This is a genomic window from Chelatococcus sp. XZ-Ab1, from assembly GCF_029309855.1.
GTDB lineage: Bacteria > Pseudomonadota > Alphaproteobacteria > Rhizobiales > Beijerinckiaceae > Chelatococcus_A > Chelatococcus_A sambhunathii.
Genome location: NZ_JARKII010000023.1, coordinates 1 through 14,201, shown reverse-complemented (window position 1 = coordinate 14,201; position 14,201 = coordinate 1). Strand labels below are relative to the sequence as shown.

13 protein-coding genes and 2 pseudogenes are annotated in these 14,201 nt (G+C 66.2%); 2 read left to right on the top strand and 13 right to left on the bottom strand.

The window, feature by feature from the left end:
- The 13 genes and pseudogenes from P2T65_RS20890 to P2T65_RS20830 all read right to left on the bottom strand — a co-directional run.
- A pseudogene (locus P2T65_RS20890) lies at positions 1-300 on the bottom strand (transposase); the annotation flags it as partial.
- Between the two features lie 71 nt (positions 301-371).
- Positions 372-752: a hypothetical protein gene (locus P2T65_RS20885; RefSeq protein ID WP_055460272.1), complete on the bottom strand. Its 381-nt coding sequence runs from the start codon at positions 750-752 to the stop codon at positions 372-374.
- A complete protein-coding gene (gene arsH / locus P2T65_RS20880) occupies positions 749-1,516 on the bottom strand; it encodes an arsenical resistance protein ArsH (RefSeq protein WP_055460273.1) in 768 nt (255 codons plus the stop codon). Before arsH ends, P2T65_RS20885 begins: the two co-directional genes overlap by 4 nt.
- Positions 1,513-2,838 carry an arsenite efflux MFS transporter ArsK gene (arsK, locus tag P2T65_RS20875; RefSeq protein ID WP_276200665.1) on the bottom strand — a complete coding sequence of 442 codons (1,326 nt, stop codon included), beginning with the start codon at positions 2,836-2,838 and terminating at the stop codon, positions 1,513-1,515. Before arsK ends, arsH begins: the two co-directional genes overlap by 4 nt.
- On the bottom strand, positions 2,831-4,246 hold the full coding sequence (locus P2T65_RS20870) for an FAD-dependent oxidoreductase (RefSeq protein ID WP_055460274.1): 1,416 nt from the start codon (positions 4,244-4,246) through the stop codon (positions 2,831-2,833). Before P2T65_RS20870 ends, arsK begins: the two co-directional genes overlap by 8 nt.
- Before the next feature lie 48 nt (positions 4,247-4,294).
- Positions 4,295-4,612 (bottom strand): metalloregulator ArsR/SmtB family transcription factor, encoded by a 318-nt coding sequence (locus tag P2T65_RS20865; RefSeq protein ID WP_055460275.1) that lies wholly within the window; start codon positions 4,610-4,612, stop codon positions 4,295-4,297.
- A gap of 117 nt (positions 4,613-4,729) precedes the next feature.
- Positions 4,730-5,119: a cytochrome c family protein gene (locus P2T65_RS20860; RefSeq protein WP_276200664.1), complete on the bottom strand. Its 390-nt coding sequence runs from the start codon at positions 5,117-5,119 to the stop codon at positions 4,730-4,732.
- 108 nt (positions 5,120-5,227) lie between these two features.
- Entirely contained in the window at positions 5,228-7,699 is a 2,472-nt protein-coding gene (locus tag P2T65_RS20855; protein ID WP_276200663.1) for an arsenate reductase (azurin) large subunit, read from the bottom strand.
- Positions 7,700-7,710: 11 nt separating this feature from the next.
- Positions 7,711-8,232, bottom strand: coding sequence for an arsenate reductase (azurin) small subunit (locus P2T65_RS20850; RefSeq protein WP_063187329.1), 522 nt, complete (start codon positions 8,230-8,232; stop codon positions 7,711-7,713).
- A gap of 182 nt (positions 8,233-8,414) precedes the next feature.
- Positions 8,415-9,734 carry a sigma-54 dependent transcriptional regulator gene (locus P2T65_RS20845; RefSeq protein ID WP_276200662.1) on the bottom strand — a complete coding sequence of 440 codons (1,320 nt, stop codon included), beginning with the start codon at positions 9,732-9,734 and terminating at the stop codon, positions 8,415-8,417.
- Positions 9,724-11,181 (bottom strand): HAMP domain-containing sensor histidine kinase, encoded by a 1,458-nt coding sequence (locus P2T65_RS20840; RefSeq protein ID WP_276200661.1) that lies wholly within the window; start codon positions 11,179-11,181, stop codon positions 9,724-9,726. Before P2T65_RS20840 ends, P2T65_RS20845 begins: the two co-directional genes overlap by 11 nt.
- A 3-nt stretch (positions 11,182-11,184) precedes the next feature.
- Positions 11,185-12,066 carry a PhnD/SsuA/transferrin family substrate-binding protein gene (locus tag P2T65_RS20835; RefSeq protein WP_072249525.1) on the bottom strand — a complete coding sequence of 294 codons (882 nt, stop codon included), beginning with the start codon at positions 12,064-12,066 and terminating at the stop codon, positions 11,185-11,187.
- 300 nt (positions 12,067-12,366) lie between these two features.
- Positions 12,367-12,687 carry a TraR/DksA C4-type zinc finger protein gene (locus P2T65_RS20830; protein ID WP_055460281.1) on the bottom strand — a complete coding sequence of 107 codons (321 nt, stop codon included), beginning with the start codon at positions 12,685-12,687 and terminating at the stop codon, positions 12,367-12,369.
- 478 nt (positions 12,688-13,165) lie between these two features.
- On the opposite strand from P2T65_RS20830, the gene P2T65_RS20825 reads away from it, so the two are divergent.
- Both P2T65_RS20825 and P2T65_RS20820 read left to right on the top strand, forming a co-directional pair.
- Positions 13,166-14,005, top strand: a complete 840-nt coding sequence (locus P2T65_RS20825) for a class I SAM-dependent methyltransferase (RefSeq protein WP_063187335.1) — start codon at positions 13,166-13,168, stop codon at positions 14,003-14,005.
- Positions 14,006-14,108: 103 nt separating this feature from the next.
- Positions 14,109-14,201 (top strand): annotated as a pseudogene (locus P2T65_RS20820) (IS5/IS1182 family transposase); the annotation flags it as partial.

The window sequence follows — 14,201 nt, the reverse complement described above, 5'->3', positions numbered from 1 at the left end:
GGCGAAGCACAGCCTCCCGGCGCGCTGCAGGCCCGATCAGTTTTTTCCCAGAAGGTCCTTCAGGGCCGAGACGTCCAGCATCGACTCCGCCAGCAGCTTCTTCAGCCGCCGGTTCTCGTCCTCAAGCGTCTTCAGCTTCTGCGCGTCCGACACGCTCATGCCGCTGTACTTGGCCTTCCAGCGATAGAAGGTCTGCTCGCTGATCCCGTGCCGCCGACACACCTCCGCCGTCGGGCTTCCGGCCTCCTGCTCCCGCAGCACGCCGATGATCTGCGCCTCGTTGAACCTGCTCTTCTTCACGTCCGTCTCCTCTAGGTGACGGACTCTCACTCAAACCGAGGGATCAGGAAGGGGGCAGGTCATCGGAAACCTCATGCGGCGATCGCGCGAGCCACCGCTTGAGCGACAGCGCGGCCCATCGCTAGCGGAACGCGGTTCCCCACCGCTTTGACCTTGGCCGCGACGGTGAACGGCGGCAGATCGAAATCGTCCGGCAGGCCTTGCAGGCGACAATGGTTTCGGAATGCGTCGGCCGTCTTGTAGCCGTAGTTTCGCAGGGCGCTTCTTGCACTTCGCTTCTTCTTTCCGGACCCGCCGATGGCGACGGGCACGGGACGACTGCCGCCCGACGCCAAGGCGGAATGTTCCGGATCGGGCTTGTGCAACGCGAGGGTTTCGACATTCAATCGCCGGCCGTCGTGCGTGCCGAAGGAAAACCGCCGAAGATCGGTGAGCCAGAACAGCTTCGTCACCTTCCAGCGCCTTTCGTCTGCCGTGCGATGGCGATGGCAGAGAGATCCTTTGCCATGTCGATCGGCGCGCCCGCGGCCTTGCGCTCGGAGTAGCGGTCGGTCAGCGTCCGGACATGGGGGCGCAGGAGCACCGTGAAGCGCACGAGTTCCTCGACGACGTCGACGATCCGCTCGTAGTAGCTCGATGGCCGCATGCGTCCGTTCTCGTCGAATTCCTGGAACGCCTTGGCGATGCTCGACTGGTTCGGGATGGTGAACATCCGCATCCAGCGGCCGAGAAGGCGCAGCGTGTTGACTGCGTTGAAGGATTGCGAGCCGCCCGAGACCTGCATGACGGCCAGGGTTCGTCCCTGAGTCGGGCGCAGGCCGCCGATGCTGAGCGGCAGGTGGTCGATCTGCGTCTTCATCACGCCCGTAATCTGCCCGTGCCGCTCGGGGCTACACCACACCTGTCCCTCCGACCACATGGCGAGTTCGCGCAGTTCGCGCACGGCGGGATGATCATCGCCTTTGACCTGATCCGGCAGCGGCAGGTCAGACGGATCGAAGATGCGCGGCTCGGCGCCGAAATGCCGTAGCAGTCTCGCTGCCTCTTCGACCACAAGACGTGAATAGGAGCGTTCGCGGAGCGAACCGTACAGCAGCAGGATGCGCGGCGGATGGCCCAGCCCGCCGTTCGGCAGGTCGAGCGCCGGATGACCCGGAGCGTAACGCCGGTCCAAGGCGGGAAGCGTGTCAGGATCGGGAAGCGTGCGCGTTCTCATATCTTTTCCATGTCGTGGGGGCCACTCGAAGGCGCCTGGTGCCTTCGCGGCCCTTGATCGCTCCGGATCGTGCCAATGATGTTGCCCAGAACCGGATGACGTCCCCGCCGGCCACGCTGCTTGACCATGTCGATGAGCACGAAGGCGGAAAGGCCGAGGAGGCCCGCCACGGCCACGCTCCACAACGAGGCTTCGACGGCCGTTCGCGACATCAGGAGGGCAAAGGCAAACGGGCCCAGAGCCGAGGTGAACTGGCGCGCGGCGGAAACCCATCCGAGCCTGGCGCCATAGCCGTCGCGGCCGAACAGCTCCAGCGGCAGCGTGCCGCTCACGATGCTGATGAGACCCGAGCCGAGCCCGAAGAGGACCGCGAAGAGGACGGCACCGGCCAGCCATGGGGCCGTCGCGGCGAGAATGGCGACGCCGAGCGCAAGAAGCACGGCGGCGATGGTGGCGAGATGCGTCTGAGCCAGCCGGCCGCCGAACAGCATGTTGACGAGACGGCTGGCGACCTGCGCCGGTCCGAACAGCGTCGCGATGAAGAGCCCTGCAGCGCCAAGTCCGAGCGTCGCCATGAGGGGCACCATGTGCATCAGGAGCGCCGAGAGGACGAAGCCTTCGATGGCGAAACCGGCAAGCATGAGAAGGAAAGCCGTCCGCCGCGAGCGCGCGTCGAGCGTGCTGCCTTCGTTTGCCGCCGGTCCCGCAACGGGGGCCACCTCGGGAGGAGAGGGCGCCAGTCGGGACCCACGGCGCGCGATGCGCAGGAGAGCCCAGTGGATCGGCATGCACAGGCCAAGATTGAGGGCGGCGAACACGCCATAAACCTCCCGCCAGCTCAAGTGAGCGTGAAGGGCCGATGTCAGGGGCCAGAACAATGTCGAGGCAAAGCCGGCGATCAGCGTCAAATGCGTGATGCTGCGCTGAGCCTGTGGCGAGCCCGCCTGCACGATGGCAGCGAAGGCCGCGCCATAGAGCACGAAGCAGGAGGTGAGCTCCATGGCGAGAAGAGCGGTCACGAAGGTCACGCGCCCGGGCGCCAGGGCACATAGGACAAACGCCAGCGCCGCGGCAGCCGAACCGATGGTCATGAGCCATGCAGCGCCGACGCGGTCCATCCAGCGCCCTGCCGTCGGGGCAAGCAGGCTGCCGGCAAGGAGGGACGCCGACAGCGCCGCGAAGATCCATTGTTCCGAAAGAGTGAACTCCCGCGCGATCGCCGGCGCCAGGACGGGAAAGCTGTAGTAGAGCGTGCCGTAGCCGATGATCTGGGTCAGGCCCAGAGCCCAGATAGCCCAGACGGGAAATGCGCGATCACGCATCGAGCACCGCCGATCGGGCTGCTGAACCCTGCGCCCCGCAGCCGCAACCCGCACGCCCCGACTGTCTGGCCTCGGCATCGGCAACGCAGCAGACCTCGACGTCCTCCGGCGCCGGACCGCCGCAGCAGCCGGCAGCCGTTTGCGTGGTCCCGGCGACCTGCGTCGTGCATACGCCCGTCTCCGGCAGCACGAGATGCACGTCATCCGCCGCGGCCATGTCGCCGGCAAGCGCGGCGGCCACGGAACGGACCTGCTCATAGCCGGTCAGCAGCAGGAAGGTGGGCGCACGGCCGTAGCTCTTGATGCCCACCGTGTAGAAGCCTGGCTCGGGGTGGGAGAGTTCGCGGTGGCCGTGCGGCGGTACGGATCCGCAGGAATGCACGTTCGGATCGATGAGCGGACCGAGCGCCCGGGCGCTTTCCAGCCACGGATCGAGATCGAGGCGCAGTTCGCGCGTCAGCGACAGGTCCGGCCGCTGGCCCGTGGCGACGACGATGCGGTCGATAGGCCCGAGGCGGCGCTGACCGTCGGCTGTCTCGCCGGTCACGACGAGGCGGCCGGCCTCCTCGTGCAGCCCGGTGATGGCAAAGCCGGTGGCGAGGGCAACACGGCCGCTTGCGACGAGCCGGCGCATCTCGGCGCCGAGTTCGCCACGCGCCGGCAGCCGGTCGGCGCTGCCGCCGCCGTAGACGCGCGAGAGATCGCGGCCGCGCGTCGCCCACAGGATCGATGTCGACGGCTCGGCCTCGGCGAGACGGGCAAGATCGAGCAGCACATTGGCCGCGGAATGGCCGGCGCCGACCACCAGTGTGGTCGCTCCGGCAAAGAGGTCACGCTTCCGTCCGGCCACATCCGGGATGCCGTAGGCGATGCGCCCGGCGAAGGCCGCCTCGCCCTCCACGGCGATGCCGCTGGCTCCGAGCGGATTCGGCGTTCTCCAGGTGCCGGAGGCGTCGATGATAGCCCGGGCAAGGTCCTGTCGGCGGCCGCCGGGTGTTTCGACCGTCACGACGAACGGACGCTCCGCCCGGCCGCGGCTGACGACCTTGTCGAGACCTTGCCGCGACACAGCCGTGACGCGGGCATCGGTCTCGATGACGCGTGCAAGCGCCGGCACCGCGGCCAGCGGCTCGAGATAGTGGGCAACGATCTCGCCGCCGGTCGGGAAAGCCTCTGCCGGCGGCCGGTGCCAGCCATGCCTGGCGAGGAGAGCGGCTGCCGTCTCGTCGACGCAGTACCGCCAGGGTGTGAAAACCCGCACATGACCCCACTCGCGCATGCTGGCGCCAACGGTGGGCCCGGCCTCATAGAGTTTCACCGGCACGGCGCGGGCGATGAGATGGGCCGCCGCGGCAAGGCCGACCGGACCACCGCCGATGATGGCAACGGGCAGGGTCTCGATGGACATATTCGATCCTCCCAAAAATATCGAATTAGCGGATGTGAAAAGACAGCCTCAGGCCGCCTTTCCCTCTTCCCTGGTGCAGGCCGACTCGATGCAGCATTCCTCCGTAAGGAAGCTGATGAGGCTATCCATGGCCGGATAATGCGCCCGGCAGATGAGCGTCGTTCCCTGGCGCTCCTGCGTCATGAGCCCCGTTGCAATGAGCCGGTGCAGGTGGTGCGACAGCGTGGAGGCTGCAATCCCGAGCCTCTCCTGCAGGCGGCCGACCGGTAATCCCACGCCGCCCGCGCGCACAAGCGTTCGATAAACCTCGAGCCTGGTCGGATTGCCCAGCGCTTCGAGTTGCTGGGCTGCTTCTTCGATCTTCATGGAAATAAGCTATGCTTCCGGCTGAGCCGCGTCAATAGTTATTTCGATATAAGTCGAATTTTTATGCAGTCGCCGCGCGCCCCGCCAGGCGCCTCGAGCCCTTATCCGCTGCAATGGCTACTGGGGTTCGCCGTCCGCTGCGAAGGACCGCAGATAGGCCGTAAGATCCCTGACCTCCTGCTCGTTCCTGATGCCGGCGAAGACCATCTTCGTTCCCTTGATCGCGCCGCGCGGGTCCTTGATGTAGTTCGCGAACGTCTCTTCGGTCCACGTGATCCCGGATTGCTTGTTGGCCGGCGAGTATGTGTAGCCTTCGACGGAGCCTGCGGTGCGGCCGAAAAGCCCGTTGAGCTGCGGGCCTATCTTGTTGGGCGCGTTCGGCCCGACCGCGTGGCATGCGCTGCATTTGTTGAAGACGCGTTTTCCCGCCTGCGCATCCTGCGCGACGGCGAGGCGGGGGACCAGGAGAAACATGGCGGCGAACGCGAGCGTGAGCAGTCTTGTCATCGGGAGCCTGTGCTTCAAGGGACCGGAAGGCGCGATATGCCCGCCTGAGCGACGGGCACGAAGCCCACGGGTGCCGAAGCGCCCGTGGGCCGTGCCGTCACGGGAGGATCAAGCTGGGCTCGCCGGATATTCCGGCGACTTGAACGACAGATGCCGGACACCGTCCGGAGCATCCGCGATCTTGCGGATGTTGCCCCAGGTCTGTTTGTAGTTGGGGATGATGAACTCGTTGACGCCGGCCGAGACCACGTTTCCCTGCACGCCGGCGGGATAGGCAAAGAGCATGAACGCCTGTTTGCGCCGTGCCGTGGGGGTCGGATAGACCATCGCCTGGGTCGAGCCGTTGTCATTGTAGACCTCGACGAGGTCGCCTTCCTTCAACGTTAGCTCCGCCATGTCCTGCGGGTTCATCTCGATGAAGGGGTAGGGCCAGCGGTCCATGACGAACTCGTTCTCGACGTCGAGATAGGCGCTCTGCCACACGTCGTTGGTGCGGCCGTTGTTGATGAGAAAGGCGAACTTCTCCTTCTCGGCCTCCTTTCCGGCCGCCTGGAGGCCGCGCCATGCGGTCTCCATGAACTGCGCCCTGCCGTCGGGCCGGTTGAACTTGCCGTCGGCATAGAGCCGCTTGGTGCCGACGATCCGGCCATTCTCGACGGCCACCGCCGGCTCCTGGAAGCCGTTGGTGCCCATCGCCCGCAGCCGCTCGTAGGTGACGAACGCGCCGCCTTTCTCATGGGCGTGGTAGCCGTCCATGAAGGCGTCTTCCTCGCTCTTCCAGTCGAAGCCCTTGAACTTGTCGGCGGTGTCCGTCTTGCCCGCAGCGCGGAAGACGCGTTCGAGATGGTTGGCGAGCCGCGCTGCGATCAGGCAGTCGGGCAACGCCTGGCCTGGCGGATCCATGTAGCGCTCGGTGAGCCGCATGCGCCGCTCGCCGTTCATGGAGGTGAGGTTCATCTCGCCGGAGGTGGCCGCCGGCAGGATGACGTGGGCCGCCTCGCCGATCTTCGTCGGCACGATGTCGACGTCGACGCTGAACAGTCCACCCTGCCGGATGGCGCCCATGATCGCGGCGACCATCGCCTCTCGATCACCATAAGGGACGGAATTGATAGCGTCTTTCACGAGGTCGGTGCGCTTCTTGTAGACGCGCTTGAACTCCATGGCGTTGAGCGTCGTCTTGTAGTGGTCGCAGGCCCAGACGTGATGGACGCCGCCCTTGCCTTCGATGAGGAGCTTGTCGACATAGGCCGCCGGCCGGCCGACATGGGCATCCGACGGGCGTGAATAGCCCTCCTGGTGGCCGCCCATGCGCACGCAGCCGCCGCCCGGCCGCCCGATGTTGCCGGTGGCGAGGGCAAGGTTCACCAGTGCGCCATTGGTGCGGTAGTTGTCGTTGCCCCAGATCAGCCCCTTCTCATAGGCGAACATCGTACGCCGGCGGACGCCACCCGCTTTGGGCCGGGCGATCCATTCGGCGGCCTTGACGATGTCCCCTGCGGCGAGGCCCGTGATCCGCGCCGCCTCCTCGACGGTCATCCTGTTCGCCGTCAGTGCCTTTTCGAAGCCACTCGTCGAGGCGTCGATGAAAGCCTTGTCCGTCCATCCCTTGTCAGCGATGTGGGTGAGCAGCGCGTTGAACAGCGCGAGGTCGGTGCCTGAATTGATGGCAAGGTGCAGGACGTTGTCCTTGCCCGCCTCCACCTCGCAGGCATTGACCGTGACCGTGCGGCGGGGATCGACGATGATGATCCGGGCGCGGTCCACCGGCTCGCTGCCGAACTCGGCCTGCTTTTTGGCGAGCGACGTGCCGCGCAGGTTCGGCACCCAGTGGTTGAGGAAATAGTTGGTCTGCGTCTCGAGCGCATTGGTGCCGACGGCGACGATGGTGTCGGCGAGTTCGGCATCCTCGTAACAGTTGTTGAGTTCGCCGACGCCCATGTCGCGGCTGGCGTGGACCTCCGAATTGTAGGCCGGCCGGTTGTGAATGCGGATGTTCTTCACCTTCATAGCGCCGAAATAGAGCTTGCCGGTGCCCCAGGTGTTCTCGTAACCGCCCCCCGCGCCGCCGTGGTCGAAGGCCGAGACGAAGAGCCCGTCCTCGCCCTGCTCGTCGATGACCGCGGCGGTTACGCGCGCCACGAGGTCGAGCGCATCGTCCCAACTTGTCGGCTGCAGTTGCCCGTAGCGCCAGACGAGCGGATCGGTGAGCCGGTGCAACTGCGTGTTGCGCTGGCGCGAATAGCTCATCTCCGCCATGCGCGCCCCGCGCACGGAGCCGAGGCCGGAATTGACGACGCACTCCTTGTCCGGCTTGATGACGAGATGGACATCCCGCCCGTCCTGCCGGACGATGTTGTACATCGACGGCGCGTACCAGGCGGCGGTCTCCGCCTCCTGCTGCGCGGTGAGGTCGGTGCCGAATTTGTTCTCGGATGGAGCCGTGCCGCCTTCGTAGCGCGCATCCCAGGTGTAGGCCTTGTAGCCGCAGCCGACGATGCAATAGTGGCAGACGACGTTGTGTTCCTTTGCGTCGGCCGGGACGATGGGCAGCCGGCCGATCTGACGCTTGTAGGCCATTCTCCCCTCCCTCACAGCACGTTCGACAGGCGGCCGTAGATGAGCTCGTCGACGCCCTCGGCGTAGATGTCGCCCTTCTCGTCGACGCGCAGCGCGTATTGCGGCAGGTTCTGGGTCGCGTGACCCCAGATCTGCTGCCCGCCGCGCTCGCAGTCGAAGCGCGAATAATGGCCGGGGCAGTTGAGCGTCTTGTCCGCGGCGTCGTAGGCCATGGGGAATCCTTTGTGCGGGCACAGGATGGTGAAGCCGACAATGTCGCCGTCGGGACCGACGCCCGTCGGCACACGCGTGCCGAGCTTGATCAGCACGCCCGGCGCTTCGTCATCCGGATAGGCGACGTCGAGGGGTTCGTTCACCTTAAGGTCGCTCACATTGGCGAGCCGGTTCGGTGGATAGCTGACGAGGGCGGCGCCGGGTGCTGCCTTTGCCTCCGGCGCCAGCACCGACGCCGCCGCGGCGCCGGCCGTCATGGCGCCCGCCCCGGTGAGGAAGCGCCGCCGGCCCACGTCGATCAACCTGTCGCATCGTTTCATCGCTGTCCCCTTCGGCATGGACGATCATGGTCGGGGAGGCTTCTGCAGGATGTGGGCCAGCGCGAAAACGATTTACGTATCAGTCGGATGGGCGGCGAGGGCGCAGGTGGCGCCCGGTCTTGTGTCCGGGTTTCCGAACATGGTGCGATGCCGAAGGTTCGGGATGCCGAACATGCTGCCTGCTACTGCACCGCGATGCCGAGGCGGCGCATCTTTTCCCACAGCGTCGTGCGGCCGATGCCGAGGAGCCGGGCAGCCGCAGCGATCTCGCCCCCGGTCGCGGCAAGGGCCCGCACGATATGGCGACGTTCCGCCTCGAGCCTCGCATCCTCGAGGGAGCCGAAGCCGGACAGCCCCGGCCCGCCGTATTCCGCCAGGTCGGGAAAGAGATCGCCCGGCATGAGCCAGGCACCGAGCGCCAGGGCCATCGCCCGCTCCATCCGGTTGCGCAGCTCGCGGATGTTGCCGGGCCAGGCATGGGCCCGTGCCGCTTCCTCCGTCAGGGCGCTGATCCCCTTCACCGATGTCTCGTGACGTTCGGCGAATTCCGTGAAGAAGCGGTTCATCAGCCACGGAATGTCGTCGGGCCGGTCCCGGAGCGCGGGCATGCGGACGGTGACCACATTGATGCGATAGTAGAGATCCTGCCGGAAGCGCCCGGCTTCGACGAGAGCCGGCAGGTCCGCATTGGTCGCCGCGAGGATACGGCCGTCGAAGGCGACCGGCCGCTCGCCGCCCACCCGGTGGAAGCTGCGCTCCTCGATGAGACGCAGCAGCTTGGCCTGCAGCTCCGGACGTAATTCGCCGATCTCGTCGAGGAAGAGGACACCGCCGGCTGTTCGCTCCGCATAGCCGACGTGGCGCTGAATGGCGCCCGTGAAGGCGCCCTTCTCATGGCCGAAGAGCTCGCTCTCCATCAGGTCGGCCGGGATGGCGGCGCAGTTGACGGCGACGAAGGGCTTCGCGGCAGCCTCCGAGCGGGCATGCAGGAAGCGGGCGGCGACATCCTTGCCCGTTCCGGTTTCGCCGCAGATGAGGACGGGCGCCGCCACGCGGGCGAGGCGGGACAGCAGCCGCTCGACCTCGCCCATGGCCTGCGATACGCCGAGGACAGGCGTATCGTCGCCTGGGGTGGGGCGGACGAGTTCCGCCAGCCGCACGAGGAAATCCTCGAGGTCGAAGGGTTTCGTCACGTAGTTGGCGGCACCGGCACGCATCAGCCGCACGGCCTGGTCGATATCGCCGAAACCGGTGATAAACAGGAACGGCGGAGCATCCGGCCGTCGGGCGATCTCGCGAAAGAGGGTCTCGCCGTCGATATCCGGCAGCCGTATGTCGCAGACGACAGCCCGAACACGGGCTTCCCTCAGGGCCGAGACGGCCTCGCGCCCGCGCTGCCACCAGCGGACGGTGAGACCTTCGAGCGAGAGGCGCTGCACGAGGCTCTCGCCCATGATGGGGTCGTCCTCGACGAGCGCGATGGTGACGGGCTCAAGCGACATCGGACAGTTCCTCGCCGGATCGCAGCGGGATAATGAGCCGCAGCACCGTGCCGCCTTCCCCGGGGCGGTCGACCTCGATACGGCCGCCAAGCTCGCTCACGAGGCGCCGGGTCGTCCAGAGGCCGAGCCCGAGCCCGCCGTCGCGCAGCGGCGTCGCTGCTGCCGGCCCCGTAAGAACCTGCGCGGCCGCCTCCGGCAGGCCGGGACCTCGATCACGCACCGAGGCAACGAAAAGGTGGCCGCTCACCTCCGCTGACAGGGCGACGCTTGCCCCTTCAGGTGAGGCCGCCACGGCGTTCAGCAATAGGTTGAGGATGGCTTGCCGCACGGGCGTACTCGGCAGCGGCACCGTGCCGTCGAGGCCGTTGTCAAGCAACACGCCGACAGCCTTGCGCCGCGCCTCCGGTGCAATCAGAAGTTGAAGATCGGCGAGATCCGACGCGGCGAGGTCGCGCGCACGCTTCTCCTCGCGGTAGGCGGCCAGCGTGGTGCGCACCACGTCTCGGATGCCGAGAAGACCACGGTCGAGCAAGCCGATGGAATTGGCGCGGACATGTGCGAGATGGCCGTGGGTTCTGAGCGTCGCAAGGGCGTTGAAAAGACCGCCGAGCGGGTTGTTGATCTCGTGCGCAAGGGCCGAGGCGAGGCGCCCGAGGCTACCAAGGCGCTCCTCTTCGGCGAGCTTCTTCACGAGCGTCTCGCGCTCATCCATGGATGCCGCCAAAGCGTTGTAGGCGCGGAAGAGACGGCCGAATTCGCCACGCTGACGCATGACGATATCCTCGGCGATGGGCACTGCGGAAACGCTGCGAGCAAGCCCCAGATGGTTGGTGAGGATGGTGACCGGCCGCATCATGCGCGCCATGAGGAACCAACCAGCGGTTGCCAGGACGAGCGTGAGCAGCCCGTTTGTCGCAACAAGTGCGAACATGACGCTGCGCCGCTCGGCGGCGAGATGCCGCGTGTCGAAGACCGCCTCGATGAAGCCGACCGTCTGCCCCGGATAGGACAGCTTGCGCACGGCCGTCGCCGTGTCAGCCCCTGCTTCGAAGCTGAAGCTGTCGGCACCGGCCACCTGCACGCGCTGGCGCTCCTCGTTCAATGATCCCACAGGATACCGACGCGGATCGGAGGCGGCGATCACCCGGCCGTCGGCATGGCTGACGACCGTCTCGAGCGGGCGCAGGCTCCTGTGCAGGTCCCGTGCGCGTTCGATCGCATCGAACACCTCCCAGGTATCGTCGCGCAGCATGGAGGGCGCGACAGCCGAAGACAGGCCGTCGAGATAGCTCTGGGCGAGATCGCGCAGGTGCCGCTCCTGCGTGTCGGCAAGCCGGGCGAGGACGCGTTCGGAGAGGATGAGGCCGACGAGCACCATCAGGCCGGCGACGGCCAGCGGCACCTTCGCTGTAATGGGCCAGGAGCGCGGATCGAGGCGGCCGAGCATCGTTCAGCCCGCCCGCGCCAGAAGGTCGACCTTGGCGGCAATCGCATCGAACAGGCTCGCTGGTTCGCGGGCGAAGCCGTCAAGACGCAGCATGGCGAGGACCGCGTGGCCGTCCGGATCCGCCGGCATCGCAAGGAGCGCCCCGGCGAGCTTCGCGAGCCGGGTCTCGTCGAGTGGTGTGCGCGGCGCCGCAACGGGCGGAAAGGCAAGCCATTCCGATCGCCGCAGAACGCGCGTGCGCCCCGTCAGCTCGGGCTCGATCTGGACCATGACCTCATAGACATAGCCGTCGACCGAGCCCGATCCCGCGAGGCCGCTCGCCACAGCGCGGATGACGTTGCGATGGCCGTAGGTGAAGAATGCTCGGGCGAAGAAGCCTTCGGGCCGCACGCCCATCTCCGCCAGCAGGGCGCGCGTGACCAGGAAGCCGGAATTGGAATCGGGATCGGAGAAGGCGTGGATGCCGCCGGCGAGATCGGCGACGCTACGTGCCTCGCTGTCATTGCCGACGATGACATAGGATTGATACAAAGGGCGCGAGCGCCACAGCGGCACGGCGACCAGCTGCAGTTCGCTGCGGTGCGTGACGAACGGGTAGCCGCAGATCCACGCCGCGTCGATCTGGCGCGTGGTCAGGAGCGCCGTGATTTCCTGATAAGTCCGCCGCGTGATGAGCCTGACCGGATGGCCGGTGGCACGTTCGAGATAGCTCTGAAGCCGGGCGAGCAGCTCGAGATCGTTGTTGAGGAAGACCGGCGTCAGGCCGAAGCGGATCTCCCCGATGGGCGCGGCCTCGCTCGCGCCGGCCCGGCAAGCCACGAGGGCAGCGGCCAGAACGGCAATAACCCGGCGACGATCCGGCGGGGCCGAACCTTCCGCGCGCATGTCGCCTCCCCTCGTTCTTTGTTAATTGTACAAAATGATAGCCCCGACCATCCCAGACGGGAACCCCGGACAGTGCGCGACCGAGAACACTTGCGTCGCAGGTTCGAGGCCGCCGTCGGGGACTGACTGGCGAGCGCGTCCAGTTGCTCGGGCGAGGTCATGCAAAGTGGTCCGCAGCCTCGTTGCGGAGTCTCGGCACGACCGACAGCGTTGAGGACTGGCAAAGCTGCCTTGCCCTGGCGGATCGGCTCGGCTGGCGCCGCGTCGGGGCGAAGCTGGCTCCGGCATCTCAGCGGCCGATCAGGCGCATCTGACACACCGATGCGCTGCGGGGTCGATGTCCAGCCGCCGCATGCCGATTTCCTCGCCGCATTCGGTGCAATAGCCGTATTCCCCGGCTGCGAGGCGCGTCAGCGCGTGCTCGATGCGGACCTTCTGGGCCTTCAACCGGCGCTCGTAGGCTTGGGCCATGGCCTGCGCCTGCATGGCGTCCATGCGGCTGAGCCGCCCGACACTCTGCTGGTCGAGCTCGACAGGTGCCACATTGGCGGCCTGGGCCTCGATCTCCGCATTCGTTTCCTCCAGCGCCCGTTCGAGCCGGGGACCGAACAGTGCGCGCATTGTCCTGTCGTATTCCTCTCTCAATGGATCCTCCCTTGCCTTGCCATCCGTCCCGTCCGCGTCTGCGGGTAATGCCGAACTTCTCGCGCTTTCCAAAATAGATCGATTATTGCTCATAATTGTGCATTCTGCAGGGCATGTCGTCCGGTTTGTTTTAGCCTAAGTTTGAGCAAGAAATTGGTTTGTGGTTCAGAATAACACAGTGACCGGGTGTGAAAGGGCGTGTTCACCGGTGAGCCTCATGCGGCTCGACGCGTGATGGACTGGGATGGATTGCTTGTTGTTGTATCCGTGCGTTGCCATGTTCGATGCCTCGATTGCGGTTGGGCCTCAGTGGCGCCTGCTGTTTCGGCTCGTTTCGCATCTCGTCCGCATGGCCGACGTCCCCTGCCAGATGCGACCGTCGTCCAATCCGGCAAGTACTCCGCCGTAGCGCGCTGAACGCCGCCTGCGTCCTCACCTATGCCCGGAGATCACGATGATGAATGCGGCCCCGCAGCCGCAAACGGCACGCATTGCACGCGCCTGCCCTTTGTGCGGAAACGAGAGGAAACGAAAGAAGCTGCAGCGCTATTCGGATGAGCGATGGTCGGTCGTCGCGTGCCCGATCTGCGACTTCGTGCATCTGTCGCACGCGCCGCCGCTCAAGGCACTGGAAAGCGAGCTTGCCTGGGAGAAGAGCTTTCATGTTGAGCGCGACAGGCGCAGGAAGCGCAATCCGCTGTGGCAGGCGCTGGATCATGCGACACGATGGAGGCTGAGACTCGGCCGGGCAGCGTCGCCTGCTGGAAGGATCGCGCGCTCCGCCGCGCGCGGCGCCGTGCTCGATCTGGGCTGCGGCACGGGACGCCATCTGGAAGACCTGCCGGAGGGCTACACACCCTATGGCGTGGAGATCTCGCGCGAGCTCGCGGAGATATCGGACCGGCTCTTTCGCGCGCGCGGTGGCCGCACGGTGCAGGCCTCGGCACTCGACGGATTGCGGGAGTTCGATGATGGCTTCTTCTCGGGAGCTCTGTTGCGTTCGTTCCTCGAGCACGACATCCGACCGTTGCCAATTCTGGAGGAGCTCAACCGCGTGCTCGTGCCGGGCGGTGTCGCGCTGGTCAAGGTGCCCAATTTCGCGAGCATCAACCGATTGATCATGGGGCAGCGCTGGTGTGGCATCCGTCTTCCGGATCATGTCAATTACTTCACGCCGGGAACGCTCAGGCGTATGGCCGGTGCGGCCGGCTTCAACGTGCGGTTCGATCTGCTGACGCTTGTGCCGACCTCGGACAACATGTGGGCGACATTGGTGAAGCCTCCCATCGCGTAGCGGTCGGCCCTTCTCGCTGTGTCCTAGGCCGTAAACCCATAAACGGCTCTGGGTTCCCTGACGGTGGCGATTGTGATTCAAGCTCCTTTTCGGGAGCTTTGCGATGGGCCGCTACGATCTGACGGATTTCGAATGGGAGGCGATCCGGCCTCACCTTCCCAACAAGTCGCGGGGCGTGCCTCGCGTGGATGACCGG